Consider the following 18,345-nt stretch of genomic DNA (forward strand, 5'->3'; position numbering starts at 1 on the left):
CGTCACTGGTGACGACGGCGAGTGGGGCGGAGCACGAGGGCAGGGCCGAGCGCGAGGGGGAGACGACGAGAACGAACGATTTTTGCCTCGATTTTCCGAACCGGCAGTATGGAGCGGCTCCTCGAGTCCTTAGACGACGCACCGATCATCGACAAGGACGGCTACGAGTACCTCGTCCACCCGATCAGTAACGGCGTGCCGCGGCTCGACCCCGACCTGCTGCGCGAGGTCGTCGTCGAGGTCATGCGGACGATCGACCTCGACGTCGACAAGATCGTCGCCCCCGAGGCGATGGGCATCCACCTCGCGACCGCGCTCTCCCTGCAGACCGACATCCCGCTCGTCGTGATCCGGAAACGCGAGTACGGCCTCGAGGGCGAGGTGTCGCTCCACCAGGAGACGGGCTACTCGGAGTCGGAGATGTACATCAACGACATCGAGGACGGCGACCGGGTCGTCATCGTCGACGACATGCTCTCGACCGGGGGGACGCTGGCGGCGATCTGCGGGGCCCTGGACGACATCGGGGCCGAGATCGTCGACATCGTCGTCGTGATGCGGAAGGTCGGCGAGTCGGCGATGGACGACACGCCGTACGAGGCGACGAGCCTCGTCGACATCACGGTCGAAGACGGCGAAGTGACTGTCCACTCGACGCACTGAGCGCTGCGACCCGGCGGCCGTCGACCGGGAACGGCGACTACGAACGGACCGATGTATGCACCTCTCTGCAATTCGTGGTCAAGAATGTGCATACTATGTGGCTCCCGGGCCGCGCTATGGGCTCGTTTACGAAACTTTTTATGCAGCCCTCTGCAATCTGGCGCCCATAGATGGCAACCGACTCCGACGGGGGGATTCAGCTCGAGTACGGTCTCGACGAGAAACCGCCGCTACCGAAATCGATCCTGCTGGGGCTCCAGCACGTCGCGGTGATGATCGTGCCGGCGACGGCGGTGGCCTACGTCGTCGGGGGCGAGGTCGGCCTCGGTCCCGATACGGCCTATATCGTCCAGATGGTCCTGCTGTTTTCGGGGCTGGCGACGATGATCCAGGCCTACACCGTCGGCCCGGTCGGCGCGCGCCTGCCGATCGTCATGGGCTCGAGTTTCACGTTCGTGGGGGCGTCGATCTCGATCGGGCTGGACTACGGGATGGCCGCCGTCTTCGGCGCGATCCTCGTCACGGGCTTTCTTGTCGAGGGGCTGATCGGCTGGCAGTTCAAGCGCATCAAACCCTTCTTCCCGCCGCTGGTGACCGGCCTCGTCGTCGTCATCATCGGCCTCTACCTCATTCCGGTGGCGATGGACTACGCCGCCGGCGGCGCGGGCGCGTCCGACTTCGGCGCGCTGTACCACACCGGTCTGGCCGCGCTCGTGCTGGCGATCGCCGTCGGCCTCAACATGCTCACTCGGGGCGTCACCCGACTGCTGTCCGTGCTCGTCGCCATCGCCGTCGGCTACGCGGTCGCCGTCGCGGTGACGTTCGCGACCGGCCTCGAGCTCGTCGACTTCTCGCCGGTCGGCGAGGCCGCGCTGGTCGCCTTCCCCGAGCCCACCCGCTTTGGCTTCGAGTTCGAGCCGATCGCGATCGCCACCTTCGCCGTGCTCTTTCTGGTCTCCGCGATGGAGACCGTCGGCGACATGTCCGGCGTCACGGCCGCGGAGGGCCGGAATCCGACCAACGAGGAGTTCCGCGGCGGGCTGTTCAACGACGGCCTGCTGAGTTCGGTCGGCGCCGTCTTCGGCGCGTTCCCGATCACCTCCTTCTCGCAGAACGTCGGCATCGTCAACTTCACGGGCGTGATGAGCCGCCACGTCGTCGGCATCGGCGGCCTGTTCCTCGCCGTTCTCGGCCTGAGCCCGACGGTCGGCGCCGCCGTCACGACCATCCCCAGCGCCGTCTTCGGCGGCGCCGTGTTGCTGATGGCCGGGATGGTCGCCGCCAGCGGCTTCCGCCTGATCGTCACCCACGCCGACCTCGACCGCCGGAACACGGTCGTCGTCGCCGTCTCGCTGGGGCTCGGCCTCGGCATCGCGACGACGCCCGAAGCGCTCGCCGGCCTGCCCGACGCCGCGGAGACGTTCTTCGGCCAGCCGGTCATCGTCACCGCGCTCTCGGCGCTGGCGCTCAACACGTTCGTCCCCGGCGAACAGAGCCCGCTGTTCGACGCCGTCGCAGACGCGGACGGGACGACCGGCTCGGCCGACGCCGCGACGGCTCCCACCGACGACTAACAGCGTCGCTTCGGTTTCGTCGTTCGAATTTCTGAGAAAAAGAACGTCGCGTTCCCCGCCCGTCAGAGGATGCTGTACCCGCCGTCGACGTACAGCAGGTGGCCCGTCATGTACTCGGCGTCGTCGCTCGCTAGGAACAAGTACGGCCCGGCGATGTCCTCCGGCTCCGCCATCCGTCCCATCGGGATGTCCGTCCCGACCTCGCCCTCGTGCTCGAGCGGGTCCGGAATATCGGCGTCCTCGAGAATGAGTCCCTCGTCCCGCGAGCGGGCAGGGCCTTCGGCGCCAAACGCCGTCTTCACGATCCCCGGCGCGACGGCGTTGACCTGGATGTCGTAGGGAGCTAACTCGAGCGCGGCCACGCGCGTGAGCATCATCACCGCGCCCTTCGAACTGTCGTACATCGAGTGGCCCAGTTGGGCGTACTCGGAGCTGATCGAGGCCGTGTTGACGATCGTCCCCGGCTCGTCCCGGTCGAGCATGTCCCTGGCGGCCGCTCGGGTACCCGCGAGGACCCCCTGCACGTTGATCTCGAGGAGCCGGTCGAACGTCTCGAGGTCGGTCTCGAGCACCGAGCCGTGGCGGTAGATCGCGGCGTTGTTGACCATCACGTCGACGCCGCCGAACTCGCGGGCGGCCTCGATGACGGCCGCGACGTCGTCGGAGTCGGTGACGTCGGTTTCGACGAAGGTCGCCCGACCGCCGGCGTCCTCGATGCGCTCGTGGGTCGGCGTCGATTCGCCCTCGCGTTTAGGCTCCTCGCGAACGTCGGCGACGATGACCGTCGCACCCGCCTCGCCGAAGCGTGTCGCGACCTCGCGTCCGATGCCCGATGCGCCGCCGGTCACGATCACCGTCTCGTCGTCGAAGTCGTACGTTAACGCGCCCATATGTCAAATGAGACGACGGTTCTCTTAGCTGTGGGGGATATCGGGCGACCGTGGACCGGCGGCGGTCACCGGCCGACCTGCCCGTCCCGACCGGCCGGGATCGCAGCGCGAAGCGGGCCGCTTAGAAGGGCTACTCTCGTGCTCGTGAAGGCTTAGAAGGGATACTCCCGCGGCTCGTGCTGGATCGAGACCCACTTCGTCTCGGTGATCTCGCGGAGGAACGCGTCGCTGTTGTACGACCCCATTCCCGAGGCACCGATGCCGCTGAAGGGGACGTGGGCCTCGTCGTTGATCGGCTGGTCGTTGATGTGGACGTTCCCGGTCTCCATGCGGTCCGCGATGTCCTTCGCGACCTCGAGGTCGCCGGCGTGGACGGCGCCGGAGAGGCCGAACTCGGTGTCGTTGGCGATCTCGACGGCCTCGTCGACGTCGGAGAACGGGATGACCGGCGCGATCGGGCCGAAGTGCTCGTTGCACGCGGCGGCCATGTCGTTGGTCACGTCCGAGAGGACCGTCGGTGCGACGACCAGCGAGTCGTCGACCCCTTCGACCGGAACCGTCTTGCCGCCGGTCTCGAGGGTCGCGCCCTGGTTAACCGTCTCCTCGACGTACTCGAGGATCTCGTCGCGCTGGGACTCGTCGATGATCGGACCGACGACGGTGTCCTCGTCGTGGGCGCTGCCGACCGGAAGTTCCTCGGCGCGCTCGGAGAGGCGCTCGACGTACTCGTCGTAGATGTCCTCGTGGACGATGTGGCGGTTGATCGAGATACAGACCTGCCCCTGGTGGACGAACGAACCGAACGTCGCGCCGTCGAGCGCCCGCTCGAGGTCGGCGTCGTCGGTCACGACGAAGGCGTTGTTGCCGCCCAGTTCCATCGCGGGGACGGCAAGGTTCTCGCCGGCGAGGCTGGCGACGTGCTGGCCGACCTCCGTCGAGCCGGTAAACGCCACCACGTCGCTCTCGGGGTGGCTCGCCACGCGGTCGCCGATCTCGCTCCCGCGGCCGGTGACGACGTTGAGCACGCCGTCGGGGAGGTCGGTTTCCTCGAACAGCTTCGCGAACAGCAGCCCGCCCGTGATCGGGGAGTTCGTCGACGGCTTGAGCACCACGCTGTTGCCCGCGGCGATGGCGGGCGCGACCGCCCGCATCGAGAGGTTCAGCGGGAAGTTCCACGGCGAGATGACCGTCACCACGCCCTTGGCCTCGCGCTGGACGATGTTCTCCTTCCCGGGGATGTTCGAGGCGGCGTGTTCGCCCTTCATCCGCCGCGGGAGCGTCGCGGCCTCGGTGGCGTGGTCGCCGGCGATGTGAATGGACGTCTCGCCCATGATCCGCGTCCCGCCGACTTCGTGAGCGAGCAGTTCGACGATCTCCTCGCTGTGTTCCTCTACGGCCTCGTGGAACTGCCGAATGACCTCGGCTCGCCGGGCCGGCGGTTGGTCCTTCCACTCCTCCTGCGCGGCGGCGGCCGCCTCGTAGGCCGCGTCGACGTCGGCCTCGACGCCCGCGGGAACCTCCGCGACCGTCTCGCGGGTCGACGGATCCTCGACCGCGATCGTCTCCTCGCTCTCGCCCGTGGTCCACTCGCCGTCGATGTACTGGACGTCCCAGTCGGCCTCGATAGAAATGCTGTCGACCATACGTTTACCAGTTGGTAGAATAGCGTAAAAGGGATTCGGCCGGCGAACACGCCGCCGGCTTCGAACCCTTCTCGGCGCTCGAGGCCGGACGGGATGGGGGCGCAATGCTGTTCGCGGTCCGCCCGTCGCACCGTCGAACGCCGCTCGAGGCCGGCGTGCCGTCAGGACGACAGCGCGTCGGCCTCGAGCGGCTCGGCTCCCTCCCAGTAGTCGGCGAACGTCTCCCGGGCCCACGCGCGGATCTCGTCGTCGTCGCTGTCGATCGACGCCCGTAGGATTCCCTGCTCGTCGCGCACCAGGAGGTAGACGACGTCGTCGATGATCATCGCCGCGAGCGGGATTTCGTCGTCGTAGATGCGGACCGTCGCGCGATCGGTCTCGAGCAGTTCCCGCAACTGCGTCCGCAGCGCGGAGTCGTCCGCGAGCGCGTCGATCGCGTCCCGCGAGAAGACGCCCTCGAAGGTCTGCTCGCCGGTCGCCGCTCGCTCCTGGACGGTGGTCAGATTCTGCTCGTTGAAGGCGTGCGAGACCGCCCGGACCTCCGTCGCGTCCTCGAGCAGGTCGAGCAGGCGCTGCAGCGGTGCGTTCGGTCGGGTCTGGCTCGGAACGGTGATTCGCGCGTCCGCCAGCCGCCGGATGTCGAACCCGAACGTCTCGGTCGGCAGATACTCCACGATCCCGCGCAGCCGCCGCTCGGTCTCGAGGATGTCCTGCAGGTCGGTGAAGCCGGATGCGACGAGCTGGCCGGTCGCCGTCGCGGCGTACTCGCTACCGTCGCGTTCGATCCACGACCGGTCGGCGAAATCTCCCAGAATCCGGCCGAGCGTCGCCTGCGACGCGCCCGTCTCCTGGGCCAGTTCGGTCCGCGTGTACCGGCCCTCCGAGAGGAGCCGGAGCACGTCGACGCGGTTCGCCGAGAGCGCGAGGAACTCGATCTCCTCGAGGGCCGATGCCGACGGGTCCGTCGCGTTCATACGGGTACTCGAGTCCGCCGCGGTAAACAGTTTTCCCCCCGTGAAATAATTTCACGACGTGAAAGAGTGTAACGCCGTCTTGCATATTTCTTGCCGTGAAATATTTTCTGAACAAAACTATCCCCCTTGCACCCCTATGGATAGATATGCTTCTCACGCGCGCCCCTCCGACGCCCCGTCAGGCGTCCCTCCTGCACGCATCGGACGTCGAGGTGATCGCCTCGTGGAGATAGATCGCCGAACGGCCGCCTTCTTCGTCCTCTCGAGTCTCTTCTTCGGGGGGACGTTCGTCGCGGCCAAAGCGGGACTGGAGTTCTTCCCGCCGCTGCTGTTCGTCGCGCTGCGGTTCGACGTCGCGGCCGTCCTCATGGCGGCGTACGTCGCCGTGACGGTCTCGCGCGACGAGATTCTGCCGACGACCCGCGGCGACGCGCTGGGGATCGTCGCGACCGGCGTCTTCGTGATCGGGCTGTCGAACTCGCTGCTGTTCGTCGGCCAGCAGTACGCGACCAGCGCGGTCGGGTCGATCGTCTTCAGCCTCAACCCGATCCTGACGCCAGTGTTCGCGGCCGTGCTGCTCTCTAACGAGCGCCTTTCGGCCCGCGGCGCGGTCGGGATGGTGCTGGGTCTGCTCGGCGTCGCACTCGTCGTCAGCCCCGACCCCGCGAACCTGCTGGGCGGCGACGCCGTCGGGAAGGCGATCCTGTTCGCCGGCGCGGTCAGCGCCGCGCTCGGCGCCGTCCTCATCCGCCGCGCCGACGCGACCGTCTCGAGCACGGTCCGGATCGCGTGGGGACTGCCCCTCGCCGCCGCGCTCTCGCACGGCTTCTCGGCGCTGGCCGGCGAATCGGCCGCGTCGATCGCGTGGACCCCGGGTGCGATCGCGGCGCTGGCGTACGTCAGCGTCTTCGCCGGCGTCCTCGCGTACATCGCCTACTTCGCCCTGCTCGACTCGACCGGCGCGATCCGCGCGAACCTGATCTTCTACGTCGTGCCGGCCGTCTCGACGCTCGGCGGCTGGGCCCTGCTGGACGAGCGCATCGCGCCCTCGGCCGCCGTCGGCTTCCTGACGATCTTCGCCGGCTTCGCGGTGCTGGGCAGCGAATCGATCGACGTCCGGTCGCTGCTGCCCGGCCTCTCGTTCGACGTGCCGGTCGGCTCCGAGGTCGACGACGAGCGCGCCGCGCTCGAGGAGGAACCGCGCGGCTACCGCTCGGACTAACTCGGTTCCGTTCCCGCGTCCGCATCGGGTCCCGCCGTCGGTCGATTTCTCGAGGCGCTCGAGGCAGTTCGCACTTGAGAGCGCCAGCAGATTCCTCAACCCGGTTCCCGGCCTACGCCGGATACCGTCGATCACTGGTGACGAGCACCGCCGGTGCGTCGACGACCCTGCTAGTATGTCGATGGCAAACTACGAACTCCACGACCGACTCGATCGTCTCTCCTCGGCCGACGCCGACCGCGATATCCTCGTCACGCTGGCGGTCCCCCCGGACGAATCGATCGGCGAGGCCCGCCAGCCGGTCGAAACCGACTACGCCGAGGCGAGCCAGCTCGACGAACAGTCGTTCCCGAAGCCGCTGACCGACGCCCTCGAGACCGTCCGCAGCGAACTGAACGACTACGAAGAGGTCCCCGAACACGGACTGGCCATCTACGCCGGCGCGCCCGACGGCGACCTCGTGACGGCGGTCTTCGACGACCTCCCCGCGCCGATCGACGAGTCGATCTACGAGCACGGCAACGAGTTCGACCTCTCGCCGCTGGAAGGCGTCGCCGAACCCGAGTCGACCTACGGGCTGCTCGTCGTCGAGCGCGGCGCCGCCGCGCTGGGCCGACTCGACGACAGCGACGTCGAACCGATCGAGACGCTCGACAGCGACGTCCCGGGCAAGTCCAGCGCCGGCGGCCAGTCGGCCGAGCGGTTCGAGCGCGACCGCGAACGGCAAAAGCGGGAGTTCTTCGACGAGGTCGCCGAGCGCGCCGCCCTCGAGTTCTGCGAGACCGGATCGGTCGACGGCGTCCTGCTCGGCGGCACGACCGGCACGGTCGAGGACTTCCGCGAGGAGGCCGACCTCGATCACCGCCTCGAGGATCGCCTCGTCGGCGAGTTCGCGGTCGAGTACGCCAGCGAGCAGGGCCTTCGGCAACTCGCGGAGAAGGGCCAGCCCGCAATCGACGAGCGCGACCGGCGCGACGCCCGCGATGCCCTCGAGGACTTCTTCGAGGCGATCCGCGACGACGACGAGGCCGTCGCCTACGGCGTCGACGAGGTCGACGACGCCCTCGAGTACGACGCGGTCGAAACGCTGCTGCTCTCGACGGCGCTCGAGGGCGAGCACCTCCGGGCGTTCGGCGACCGGGCGACGGACCAGGGCGCCGACACGGTCGTCGTCCCCGACGATTTCCCGGACGGCAACCGCTTCGCCGAGGCCTTCGACGGCGTCGGTGCGCTGTTGCGGTTCGCGATTGAGTGAGCCGGCGGGTCAACTCCGACGCGACCACCCAATCTCCGACCTACCAGACTGCCCATCATCATTCGAATGTGGTAGTTCGTCAGCTATCGGGGCCGCAATCGCTCTTTCGAATCTGCGAAACCGACGTCGAAGGAGTCGCGATTACTCCGCGGCGTCCGCGCTCCGCTGACAGTCGCAGCCGCCCTGCTCGAGCAGATCCTGCACCGTGTACTGGGTTCTACACTCCTCGCAGGTCACCGTCACGTTGACGAGCACGTTGAACTCCCCGATATCGAGGACGTCGCCGCGCTCGAGCTGGGCGATCGTGTCCTCCGTGACGGCCGCGGTCCGGTTCCGGAGCGCGCCGAGCTTGTCCCGGCTCCGCTCGAGTCGCTCCTCGTCGCTGGGGGACTCGAGCGAGGCCTCGAGGCAGCCGGTCAGGTGGTTGTAGACCGTCTGGTGGGAGACGAAGTCGCCCTCGACGTCCTCGATCGGCACCGCGTCGCGCTCGAGTTCTTTGCGCGTCTGGACGCGCGTCCCGCTGCTGACGTCGTCGCTCGTGAGCAGCCGGTAGGTGTTCTCGACTTCGCCGTCCTTGTACTGGAGGCCGGCCTCGTCGAGGGCCGCGGCGAGCACGCGCTGGTTGACGTGTTCCGCGAGGTCGCGAGTGCTGTAGCGATCGTCGGTCTCGTCGGTCCAGTAGCGGACGAGTTCGTCGTCGAGTCCGGTGAGGTCATACCGGTCGGCGATGCGTCCGACCTTACAGCCGCACGCGTCGCCGGCGCGGTCGTCGGGCTTCGTTTCGGTCACTACCCCAGCCTACCGGGCGTCGCTAAAAAAGGTTTCCGCACGGCGGCACGTTTACAGCAATACCGACGTAATCGGCCGGCCCCGTTCGACGTCGCGATCGGCTGCGTGTCCGACTCCGGACGCGGCCCGGCTGCGATCGTTTCGCCGGCCGATTTGTGATACTGAAAGTGATACTATCGCCGTCGTATCGAGTTTTGTATGTAATGGTCGAACCGCAAGCGAGGACGCGTCTCGAGAGCGTCGAGCCGCGAGTTCGAACGGTCGTCGGCGCGGTGCAGTCCCCCGTCACTCCGCGGGGTCGACGACGATCACGCGGAGGTCGTTGACGTTCGTTCCCGTCGGCCCCGTTCTGAGCAGGGCGTCCGCGTCGTCGAGGGTCGGCAGCGCGTCGTTGCGCTCGAGCGCGTCGCGGCCGTCCGCCTCGGGTACCGTCGTCGCGTCCGCGATCGCGCCGGCGGCGTCGGTCGCCCCGTCGATCCCGTCCGTATCGACGCTCGCGACGACGACGCCGTCGGCCTCGAGCCCGAGCGCCCCGCTCAGGACGAACTCCTGGTTCGGTCCGCCGCGGCCGTGGTCCTCGCCGAGCGTGACCGTCGTCTCACCGCCTGAGAGCAGAACCGCGGGCGGCGACGCCGGCCCGCCGGTTTCGCGACACTCCTCGGCGATCGCGACGTGAGTGAGCGCGGCCTCCCGCGCCTCGCCGCGCACCCCCGCCGCAAGTACGAGCGGCTCGTACCCCCGCTCCGCGGCAGCTTTGCGGGCCGCCTCGAGCGCCGTGCGCCCACTCCCGAGCACATGTGCGCTCGTCCGCTCGAACGCCGGATCACCGGCAGTCGGCGTCTCCGGGCGCTCGCCGCGCGCGCCGGTCTCGAGGTGGTCTCGGACCGCCGCCGGCACGTCGAGGGCGTACCGCTCGAGCACCCCGAGTGCGTCGTCGTACGTCGACGGGTCCGGGACGGTGGGGCCGCTGGCGATCACGCTGAGATCGTCGCCGACCACGTCGCTGAGGACGAGCGTCGCGACGGTCGCCGGCGCCGCGGCGCGGGCGAGCTGCCCGCCCTTGATCGCCGAGCAGTGTTTGCGGACGGCGTTGATCTCGTCGATCGTCGCGCCGCAGGCGAGCAGTTCCTCGGTGACCGCCTGCAAATCGGACAGCGACAGCGGCTCGGCGGGGGCTGCAAGCAGGGCGCTGCCGCCACCGGTGAGCGTCGCGATCACGAGGTCGTTCTCGTCCGCGCGCTCGGCGATCTCGAGCACCCGTTCGGCGTGTTCGACGCCCCGCTCGCTGGGTATCGGGTGATCGCCCGCCAGCACGTCGACGGCGTCCGTCTCGCTCGGATCGTCCGTAACCACGGCGCCGTCGGTCAGCCGACCGCCGAGTTCGCCCTCGAGCGCCGTCGCGAAGTGGCCCGCGGCGTTGCCGCCGCCGATCAGGAAGACGTCCTCGTACTCCTCGAGGTCGTACTCGGCCGTCGTCCCGTCGACGGCCGTCACGGCGAGGGTTCCACCGTGAACAGCGATCGTCTCATCGACTCGTACGGCCGGATGGGCGGCCTCGATTCCCGCACGCAGGCACTCGAGGGCCACCTCGCGGGCGTCGGTCTGCGCGAGCGCGTCGTGGTTCTCGAACCGGACGTCGACCATGCGACTCCGTACCGTAGAGAACCGCATGTATCTATCGTCCGTTCGTCGAGCGCCCTCGCTTCTCGAACGGGCTGCGTCTCGAGCCGACGGGATTTCGTATAGCGGATAGAGATTTAATACCTGAGATCGAGAGCTCGATTGGACGCCAGCAAACCGAGGACGATCGCCAGCAGCGCGGCCAGCGCGCCGAAAGAGACGGCCCAGCCGGCGCGGTCGGCGACGAACCCGACGGCGATCGAGCCCGTGGAGGCGACGATCATGTAGACGGTCCGCACCAGCCCGAAGCCGGCGCTCTGCTCGGCTTCCGAGAGGTGATCCATGAACCGGGGGAAGACCGCGGCGCCCCAGCCCATGCCCGTTCCCAGCAGCGCGATGCCGGCAATGAGTACCTGGAGGCCGGAGCCGACGACGAGCAGCGTGAGCCCCGCGATAGCGGCCGCTGCACACAGCAGGATACCGAGGTCGCGGCCGAAGCGGTCGGCGATCCGCCCAACGCCGATCTGGAGCACCCCCTGCACGATGAAGTACGTGGCGAACATGGCCCCGGCCGTCGTCGTCGCGTACTCGTGGTACGCGACGAAAAACGTCGGCAGGAACGAGGCCAGTCCCTGCCACGTGAAATCGAAGACGATGGCGATGACGCCGGTGTAGACGATCGACGGCCGGGTTAGCAACTCGAGCATCGGCCCCGGCGAGAGGCGGTCCCGGAGAGGCTGATCGGGCCGGCGCGGATCGGTCGGACGGACGCGCCATGCGAAGAGGACGGCGGCCGGCGCGGCGACGGCGGCCGTGATCGCGACGGCCGGCCGCCAACCGTACCGGACGGCGATCCAGGAGACGGCGACCGGCGTCACCAGCCCCGCGACCGGCGCGCCGGCGTTGTGGATGCCGACCGCCGTCCCGAGGTCGTCGTACGTCCGGGTGAGCAGCGCCGTCGCGACGCTGTAGTGGAGGCCGGCGGCGGCGCCGAGCAGGATCGTCCCGAGCACGAAGACGGCGAAGTGCGGCGCGAAGACGACGAGCAGACTCGTCGCGCCGGTGCCGCCGACCGACGCTAAGATGATACGTCGCTCCCCGTACCGGTCGGCGAGGACGCCGCTCGGGTACTGCGCGAGCGCGTACGCGAGCCACATGCCCCTCAGCGCGGTTCCGACGAAGGTGTTCGAGACCCCGAACGCGTCGGTGATCTCGGGGACGACCGGACTGAACGCCAGCCGTCCCACCATCGTCGCGAAGAAGGCGAGCGTACACAGCGCCAACACGGTATCGCGGTACCGCCAGTCCACCATGCGACGGTTCCCAGTCCCCTCTCGAGCCGGCAGTATCTGTCGGCCCGGATCAGCGTGTGAGACTTCTGTTCGCCGACTGGACTCGAGTTCGAGAACGCGCGACGCGCCGGCTACTCCGAGCGCTGGGCTTCGACCGTCGCGACCGCCGCCAAGTTCACGATGTCCCTGACCTCGTCGTCGCGCTGGAGGACGTGGACGGGCTCGGCCATCCCGGCGAGCATCGGGCCGACCGCCTCGGCGCCGCCGAGTCGCTGGAGCAGCTTGTAGGTGATGTTGCCCGCCTCGAGGTTCGGCAGGACGAGCACGTTCGCCGGCTCCTCGAGGTCGGCGAACTCGTAGGTACCCTGCAGGGTCTCCTCGACGACGGCGGTGTCGGCCTGCATCTCGCCGTCGACGGGGAAGTCGACCGCGGGGTCGTCCCGGAGGATCTCGGCCGCGCGGCGGGGTTTGCGGGTGCCTTCGTTGTCGACGCTGCCGAAGTCGGAATACGACAGCAGGGCCGCGCGGGGCTCGACGTCGAACCGCCGGGCGATGTCGGCCGCGTGCTGGGTCACCTCCGCGAGCGTTTCCGCGTCGGGGTCCTGGTTGACCGTCGCGTCCGCGAGGAAGACGACTCGATTCTTGAACGTCAGCATGTAGACGCCGGCGGCGTGGGCGACGTCCTCGGCGGTGCCGATCACCTGCAGGAGCGGCCGCAGCGCCGACGGGTAGTGGTGGGTCAGCCCCGTCAGCATGGCGTCGGCGTCGCCCTGCTCGACCATCACCGACGCGAAGTAGTTGCCGTCCTCGATGAACTCCGCGGCCTCCGTCCGGGTGATTCCCTTGCGCTTGCGCCGCTGATAGAGGGCGTCGACGTACTCCTCGTACTCGCCGGTCTCGGGATCGACCACCTCAGGATCGAACTCGAGGCCGAGTTCGCCGGCCGTGTGCTCGATCTCCTCGCGGTTCCCGATCAAGACCGGGTCGGCGATCCCCTGCTCGCGGAGCTGGTAGGCCGCGCGGATGATCTTCTCGTCCTCTCCCTCCGCGAGCGCGAGCCGTTTGGGATCGCTTTGGGCCTTATTCAGGACGACGCGCATCATCTCGCGGGACTTGCCCAGCCGAGCCTCGAGTTGCTCGACGTAGGTGTCGACCTCGAGGTCAGTGCGGGCGACGCCGGTGTCGATCGCCGCCTGCGCGACGGCCGGCGCGAGTTCGAACAGCACGCGGGGGTCCATCGGCTTCGGGATGATGTACTCGGGGCCGAACTGCAGGGGCTGGTCGCCGTAGGCCTTGCGCACGGCGTCGGGGACGTCTTCCTTCGCGAGGTCGGCCAGCGCCTCCGCGGCGGCGACTTTCATCGCCTCGTTGATCTCGGTCGCGCGGACGTCCAGCGCGCCGCGGAAGATGAAGGGGAACCCCAGCACGTTGTTGACCTGGTTCGGGTAGTCCGAACGACCGGTCGCCATAATGACCGTGTCGTCGCGGGCCGATTTGGCCTCCTCGTACCCGATCTCTGGCGTCGGATTCGCCATCGCGAAGATGATCGGATCCGAAGCCATCGAGCGGACCATCTCCGGCGAGACGATGCCGCCGGTCGAGAGGCCGACGAAGACGTCGGCGCCCTCGATCGCTTCCTCGAGTCCGCCCTCGGGAACGTCCTTGGCGAACTCGCGGTTGTAGGCGTTCAGCTCGCCGGCTTCCGCCCGCTCGGTGGTCAGAATCCCGTCGATGTCGACCATCGTGATGTTCTCCTTCTGCACCCCCAGCGAGACGTAGAACCGGGCCGTCGCGACCGCCGCCGCGCCCGCGCCGGCGAAGGTCACCTCGAGATCCTCGAGGTCTTTCCCGGCGATCTCCGTCGCGTTCAGCAGGGCGGCGCCGCTAATAATGGCGGTGCCGTGCTGGTCGTCGTGGAACACGGGGATGTCCATCCGCTCGCGCAGGCGCTCCTCGATGACGAAACACTCGGGCGCCTTGATGTCCTCCAGATTGATCCCGCCGAAGGTCGGCTCCATGCCGGCGACGGAGTCGATAAAGTCGTCCGGATCGTCGTGGTCGAGCTCAACGTCGAAGACGTCGATGTCGGCGAAGCGCTTGAACAGCACGCCCTTCCCCTCCATGACGGGTTTCGAGGCCTGTGCGCCGATGTCGCCCAGGCCGAGTACCGCTGAGCCGTTCGAGACGACGCCGACGAGGTTGCCCTTGACCGTGTAGCGGTAGGCCTCGTCTGGGTCCTCGTCGATCGCCCGACAGGGGCCGGCCACGCCGGGCGAGTAGGCGAGGCTCAGCTCCCGCTGGGTGTTCGTCGGCTTCGTCGTCCTGATCTCGAGTTTCCCGGGCGGGCGCTCCGCGTGGTACTCGAGGGAGTCGTCTTCGAGTGACATACCGTCCGTTTCCAGTATGCGGGCAAAAACGTATGGGGTCGCGTCGATATATGGAACGGACCGTCGGCCGATCCCGGTTTCGGTGGACGTTCGGCCGGCAAGCCGGGGAAAACGCTCCAGAACGTCCCGATTCGGGTTCTCGGCGCCACGGCTGTTGCAGGCACCAGTCGCTTGGCTCGGATCCGACTACCGCTACGCATGCCCGAGTTCACGGACGACGACCGCGGGAAGCCCGTCGAGAACGCCAACGGCGACCGAGTCGGGACGATCGAGACGGTCGAGGGCGACGTCGCCTACGTGCGGCCGAACGCGGACGCCGTGGATTCGATCAAGTCTTCGATCGGCTGGGAGAGCCGCGCCGACGAGTCGCTGCCGCTCGACCGCGAGGCCGTCGCCGAGGTCACCGACGAGGCGGTCCGGCTCGAGGGGGCGCTGCTCGATCGAGTGCGGGCCGAAAGCGAAGAAAGCAGCGGCGCGGCGGGAAGCGCGAGCGGGATGGACGAGACGGACGCCTCGGAGGCGACGGAAGACGCCGAATCGGCCGCGAACCAGGGTCTCTCGGCGGATCCGTCCGCGATGACTGACGACGCCTCCGGGTTCGAAGTCAATCCCGACGACGTGGACGACGAGTTCGACCGGAACGACGCGGCAGTCGACCCCGACGAGGACGCCCAGCCGACCGACGCGGCCGTGGAACCGGACGACGAATTCGACCGGGACGACGCGGAAGTCGAGCGCGGCGAGGACGAACCCTGACCCCCGTGACCTTCTGTCCGCGCTATCGGCCGACGATGCGATCGACGGCGATCGGCGAACTCGAGTCGAGACCGCGCACCGTCGCCGCTCGTCGAAGCGCGGATCGGCCCTCTCGAGCGCGACCGATCGTATCGTAAACTGAATACTGCTATAGCAAAGCTACGGGTTGCAGCCTCGAGTCCCGTCCTCGCCGGCACGTTTACCACTGCGGCCAGCAATATTTGCCACATGTCGCTTTCACCGGAGCAGGAACTCGTCAGGGACAGCGTCCGGGAGTTCGTCGAGCGGGAGGTCCGGCCCGTCGCGGCGGAGGCGGACGCGAACGAGGAGTTCCCCGAAGACGTCTGGGACGGCCTCGCGGAACTCGATCTCACCGGCCTCGAGGCCCCCGAGGAGTACGGCGGCTTCGACGCCGATCCGCTGACGGCGAGCGTCGTCTACGAGGAACTCGCGTACGGTCACCTCTCGCTGGCGACGGCGCTGTCGGTGCACTCGCTCGCGACGGCCTGCATCCGCGAGTTCGGCTCCGAGGCCCACATGGACGAGTGGCTCCCCGAGATGGTCGACGGGCGACCGGTCGGGGCGTTCGCGCTGTCGGAACCCGACGCCGGGTCGAACCCGGCCGAGATGAGTACCACCGCTCGGCTCGACGAGGACGCGGGCGAGTACGTGATTAACGGGACGAAACAGTGGATTACGAACGGCGAGCGCTCCGGCGTCGTGATCCTGTTCGCGAAGGTGGCGGGGGAGTCAGACGAAAGTGCGAACGACAGCGACGCGATCACCCAGTTTCTCGTTCCCAAGGACGCGGCGGGCCTCGAGGTCGGCAAGAAGGAGGACAAACTCGGACTGCGGGCCAGCGACACGACGACGCTGGTGTTCGACGACGTCCGGATTCCGGCCGAGAACCGGCTGACCGAGGTCGGGAAGGGGCTGAAGGCCGCGTTCTCGATCCTGACCGGCGGCCGGATCGCGATCGCGAGTCAGGCGGTCGGGCTCGCGCAGGCGGCGCTGGACGACGCCCTCGAGTACGCGACCGATCGCGAGCAGTTCGGGCAACCGATCGCCGACCACCAGGCGATCGCGCACAAGCTCGCGGAGATGCAGACGCAGGTGCAGGCGGCCCGGCTCCTCGCTCGCGACGCGGCGCGGAAGAACGAGGGCGACGACGTCGATCCGATGGCCGCGAGTATGGCCAAGTACTTCGCCAGCGAGGCGGCGGTCGACGTGACCAACGAGGCCGTCCAGATCCACGGCGGCTACGGCTACACGACGGATTTCGACGTCGAGCGCTACTACCGCGACGCCAAGGTGACGACGATCTACGAGGGGACCAGCGAGATTCAAAAGGAGATCATCGCGCGGGAACTGCGGGAGTGATAGTCAGGCCGCTCCTCGAGATGCCGCTCGATCGCCGTCTCAAGCCGGATCGAACCCGCCATCCGAAATGGACGGGTCCGTTCGTTCACGGCCATTCCTGTCGTGTGGTGTGGTACCAACACTTTAGGCTCGTCCCGTCGTCCTCCCTTGCATGTTCGATCAGGACGACCTCGCGGACATCCGCGAGGAGCGCGAGCGGTGGGAGGCGGAGACGCTCGAGCCGGCCCTCGAGCGCCACGGCGAACGGCAGGAGCGGTTCGCGACGGTCTCGAACCACGAGGTCGATCGGCTCTACACGCCCGAGGACATCGCGGACTTGGACTACGAGGAGGACCTCGGCTTTCCCGGCGAGCCGCCCTACACCCGCGGGCCGTATCCGACGATGTACCGCGGGCGGACGTGGACGATGCGCCAGTTCGCCGGCTTCGGAACTGCCGAGGAGACCAACGAGCGGTTCCACTACCTCATCGACGAGGGCCAGACGGGGCTGTCGACGGCGTTCGACATGCCGTCGCTGATGGGGATCGACTCGGACCACCCGATGAGCGAGGGCGAGGTCGGCAAGGAGGGCGTCGCGGTCGACACCCTCCGCGACATGGAGATCCTGTTCGACGGGATCGACATCGGCGAGGTCTCCACGTCGTTCACGATCAACCCCTCCGCGCCGGTGATCTACGCGATGTACGTCGCGCTGGCCGACCGCCAGGGCGTCCCCCGCGACGAAATTCGGGGAACGCTGCAGAACGACATGCTCAAGGAGTTCATCGCGCAGAAGGAGTGGGTCATCCCGCCCGAACCGTCGCTCGAGGTCGTCACGGACACGATCGAGTTCGCCGTCGCGGAGACGCCGAAGTTCCACCCGATCTCGATCTCGGGCTACCACATCCGGGAGGCCGGCTCGACGGCCGCCCAAGAGGCCGCCTTCACGCTCGCGGACGGCTTCGCGTACGTCGAGGACTGCCTCGAGCGCGGCCTGGACGTCGACGAGTTCGCGCCCCTCCTCTCGTTTTTCTTCAACTCGCACAATTCGATCTTCGAGGAGATTGCAAAGTTCCGCGCGGCGCGGCGGGTGTACGCCCGCACTATGGAGGATCGGTACGGCGCGGCGAAAGCGGAGTCGAAGCGGATGAAGTTCCACACGCAGACAGCGGGCCAGTCGCTGACCGCTCAGCAGCCGCTGAACAACATCGTTCGGGTCACGATTCAGGCGCTCGCGGGCGTGCTCGGGGGAACCCAGTCGCTGCACACCAACAGCTTCGACGAGGCGCTGGCCCTGCCCAGCGAGGAGGCGGTTCGGGTCGCGCTGCGAACCCAGCAGATCATCGCCGAGGAGTCCGGCGCGGCCGACATCGTCGACCCGATGGGCGGCAGTTTCGCGATCGAGAAGCTGACCAACGAAATGGAAGAGCAGATCACGGCGTACCTCGCGGAGATCGAGGAACTGGGCGACGGCTCGCTCCGGGACGGCGTCCTCGAGGGGATCTCGGGCGGCTACTTCCAGCGGGAGATCCAGGACGCCAGCTACGAGTACCAGCAGCGCGTCGAGCGCGGCGAGGAGGTCGTGGTCGGCGTCAACAAGTACACCATCGAGGAGGACACCTCGCCGGAGATCCTCCAGATCGACGAGACGACCCGGGAGCGCCAACTCGAGCGCCTCGAGTCGGTCAAGGACGAGCGCGACGACGAAGCGGTCGACGCGGCGCTTTCGGCGCTGGCGGACGCGATCGCGGACGACGGGGGTGAGGGCGGGCGCGACGAGAACGTCATGCCGTACATCGTCGACGCCGTGAAGGCCTACGCGACGATGGGCGAGATCATGCAGGTGTTCGAGGACCGCTACGGCGCGTACCGGGAGGAGGTGACGCCGGCGTAGTGGCCGGCGGACTCGAGAGGGGAGAAA

14 protein-coding genes are annotated in these 18,345 nt (G+C 68.1%); 7 read left to right on the plus strand and 7 right to left on the minus strand.

What is annotated here, in order from left to right; translation table 11 throughout:
• Positions 1-108: 108 nt before the first annotated feature.
• Together hpt and ACYQ26_RS08420 are read left to right on the plus strand one after the other, a co-directional pair.
• Positions 109-663 (plus strand): hypoxanthine/guanine phosphoribosyltransferase, encoded by a 555-nt coding sequence (gene hpt / locus ACYQ26_RS08415; RefSeq protein WP_459808442.1) that lies wholly within the window; start codon positions 109-111, stop codon positions 661-663.
• A gap of 170 nt (positions 664-833) precedes the next feature.
• A complete protein-coding gene (locus ACYQ26_RS08420) occupies positions 834-2,237 on the plus strand; it encodes a uracil-xanthine permease family protein (RefSeq protein WP_459808443.1) in 1,404 nt (467 codons plus the stop codon).
• Between the two features lie 62 nt (positions 2,238-2,299).
• Here ACYQ26_RS08420 and ACYQ26_RS08425 read toward each other — a convergent pair whose 3' ends face one another.
• From ACYQ26_RS08425 to ACYQ26_RS08435, 3 genes are all read right to left on the minus strand, one after another.
• Positions 2,300-3,127 (minus strand): SDR family NAD(P)-dependent oxidoreductase, encoded by an 828-nt coding sequence (locus ACYQ26_RS08425; RefSeq protein ID WP_459808444.1) that lies wholly within the window; start codon positions 3,125-3,127, stop codon positions 2,300-2,302.
• 152 nt (positions 3,128-3,279) lie between these two features.
• Positions 3,280-4,770 (minus strand): aldehyde dehydrogenase family protein, encoded by a 1,491-nt coding sequence (locus tag ACYQ26_RS08430; RefSeq protein WP_459808445.1) that lies wholly within the window; start codon positions 4,768-4,770, stop codon positions 3,280-3,282.
• A 161-nt stretch (positions 4,771-4,931) separates the two neighbouring features.
• Positions 4,932-5,744, minus strand: coding sequence for a helix-turn-helix transcriptional regulator (locus ACYQ26_RS08435; protein ID WP_459808446.1), 813 nt, complete (start codon positions 5,742-5,744; stop codon positions 4,932-4,934).
• Between the two features lie 223 nt (positions 5,745-5,967).
• Here ACYQ26_RS08435 and ACYQ26_RS08440 point away from each other — a divergent pair, with 223 nt between their 5' ends.
• Together ACYQ26_RS08440 and ACYQ26_RS08445 are read left to right on the plus strand one after the other, a co-directional pair.
• Positions 5,968-6,966, plus strand: a complete 999-nt coding sequence (locus ACYQ26_RS08440; RefSeq protein ID WP_459808448.1) for a DMT family transporter — start codon at positions 5,968-5,970, stop codon at positions 6,964-6,966.
• Positions 6,967-7,141: 175 nt separating this feature from the next.
• Positions 7,142-8,221, plus strand: coding sequence for a Vms1/Ankzf1 family peptidyl-tRNA hydrolase (locus tag ACYQ26_RS08445; protein ID WP_459808449.1), 1,080 nt, complete (start codon positions 7,142-7,144; stop codon positions 8,219-8,221).
• A gap of 141 nt (positions 8,222-8,362) precedes the next feature.
• Here ACYQ26_RS08445 and rdfA read toward each other — a convergent pair whose 3' ends face one another.
• The 4 genes from rdfA to ACYQ26_RS08465 all read right to left on the minus strand — a co-directional run bounded on the left by rdfA (position 8,363) and on the right by ACYQ26_RS08465 (position 14,309).
• Positions 8,363-9,010 (minus strand): rod-determining factor RdfA, encoded by a 648-nt coding sequence (gene rdfA / locus ACYQ26_RS08450; RefSeq protein WP_459808450.1) that lies wholly within the window; start codon positions 9,008-9,010, stop codon positions 8,363-8,365.
• A 285-nt stretch (positions 9,011-9,295) separates the two neighbouring features.
• A complete protein-coding gene (locus ACYQ26_RS08455) occupies positions 9,296-10,654 on the minus strand; it encodes a glycerate kinase type-2 family protein (RefSeq protein ID WP_459808451.1) in 1,359 nt (452 codons plus the stop codon).
• A 113-nt stretch (positions 10,655-10,767) separates the two neighbouring features.
• The gene (locus ACYQ26_RS08460) at positions 10,768-11,943 is read right to left on the minus strand and encodes an MFS transporter (protein ID WP_459808452.1); all 1,176 of its coding nucleotides are present in this window, start codon (positions 11,941-11,943) and stop codon (positions 10,768-10,770) included.
• 110 nt (positions 11,944-12,053) lie between these two features.
• Positions 12,054-14,309: an NADP-dependent malic enzyme gene (locus ACYQ26_RS08465; RefSeq protein ID WP_459808453.1), complete on the minus strand. Its 2,256-nt coding sequence runs from the start codon at positions 14,307-14,309 to the stop codon at positions 12,054-12,056.
• Between the two features lie 198 nt (positions 14,310-14,507).
• On the opposite strand from ACYQ26_RS08465, the gene ACYQ26_RS08470 reads away from it, so the two are divergent.
• The 3 genes from ACYQ26_RS08470 (at position 14,508) to ACYQ26_RS08480 (ending at position 18,318) form a co-directional block, all read left to right on the plus strand.
• Positions 14,508-15,065, plus strand: coding sequence for a hypothetical protein (locus ACYQ26_RS08470; RefSeq protein ID WP_459808454.1), 558 nt, complete (start codon positions 14,508-14,510; stop codon positions 15,063-15,065).
• Between the two features lie 228 nt (positions 15,066-15,293).
• Complete coding sequence (locus tag ACYQ26_RS08475; protein ID WP_459808455.1) at positions 15,294-16,445, plus strand: acyl-CoA dehydrogenase family protein; 1,152 nt, start codon at positions 15,294-15,296, stop codon at positions 16,443-16,445.
• A gap of 151 nt (positions 16,446-16,596) precedes the next feature.
• Positions 16,597-18,318, plus strand: coding sequence for an acyl-CoA mutase large subunit family protein (locus ACYQ26_RS08480; RefSeq protein ID WP_459808456.1), 1,722 nt, complete (start codon positions 16,597-16,599; stop codon positions 18,316-18,318).
• Positions 18,319-18,345 lie beyond the last annotated feature (27 nt).

Source organism: Halopiger thermotolerans, from assembly GCF_054654555.1.

Coding starts and splice junctions, on each gene's coding strand:
- hpt (WP_459808442.1), top strand. CDS start 109: ATGGAGCGGCTCCTCGAGTCCTTAGACGACGCACCGATCATCGACAAG.
- ACYQ26_RS08420 (WP_459808443.1), top strand. CDS start 834: ATGGCAACCGACTCCGACGGGGGGATTCAGCTCGAGTACGGTCTCGAC.
- ACYQ26_RS08425 (WP_459808444.1), bottom strand. CDS start 3,127: ATGGGCGCGTTAACGTACGACTTCGACGACGAGACGGTGATCGTGACC.
- ACYQ26_RS08430 (WP_459808445.1), bottom strand. CDS start 4,770: ATGGTCGACAGCATTTCTATCGAGGCCGACTGGGACGTCCAGTACATC.
- ACYQ26_RS08435 (WP_459808446.1), bottom strand. CDS start 5,744: ATGAACGCGACGGACCCGTCGGCATCGGCCCTCGAGGAGATCGAGTTC.
- ACYQ26_RS08445 (WP_459808449.1), top strand. CDS start 7,142: ATGTCGATGGCAAACTACGAACTCCACGACCGACTCGATCGTCTCTCC.
- ACYQ26_RS08455 (WP_459808451.1), bottom strand. CDS start 10,654: ATGGTCGACGTCCGGTTCGAGAACCACGACGCGCTCGCGCAGACCGAC.
- ACYQ26_RS08460 (WP_459808452.1), bottom strand. CDS start 11,943: ATGGTGGACTGGCGGTACCGCGATACCGTGTTGGCGCTGTGTACGCTC.
- ACYQ26_RS08465 (WP_459808453.1), bottom strand. CDS start 14,309: ATGTCACTCGAAGACGACTCCCTCGAGTACCACGCGGAGCGCCCGCCC.
- ACYQ26_RS08470 (WP_459808454.1), top strand. CDS start 14,508: ATGCCCGAGTTCACGGACGACGACCGCGGGAAGCCCGTCGAGAACGCC.
- ACYQ26_RS08475 (WP_459808455.1), top strand. CDS start 15,294: ATGTCGCTTTCACCGGAGCAGGAACTCGTCAGGGACAGCGTCCGGGAG.
- ACYQ26_RS08480 (WP_459808456.1), top strand. CDS start 16,597: ATGTTCGATCAGGACGACCTCGCGGACATCCGCGAGGAGCGCGAGCGG.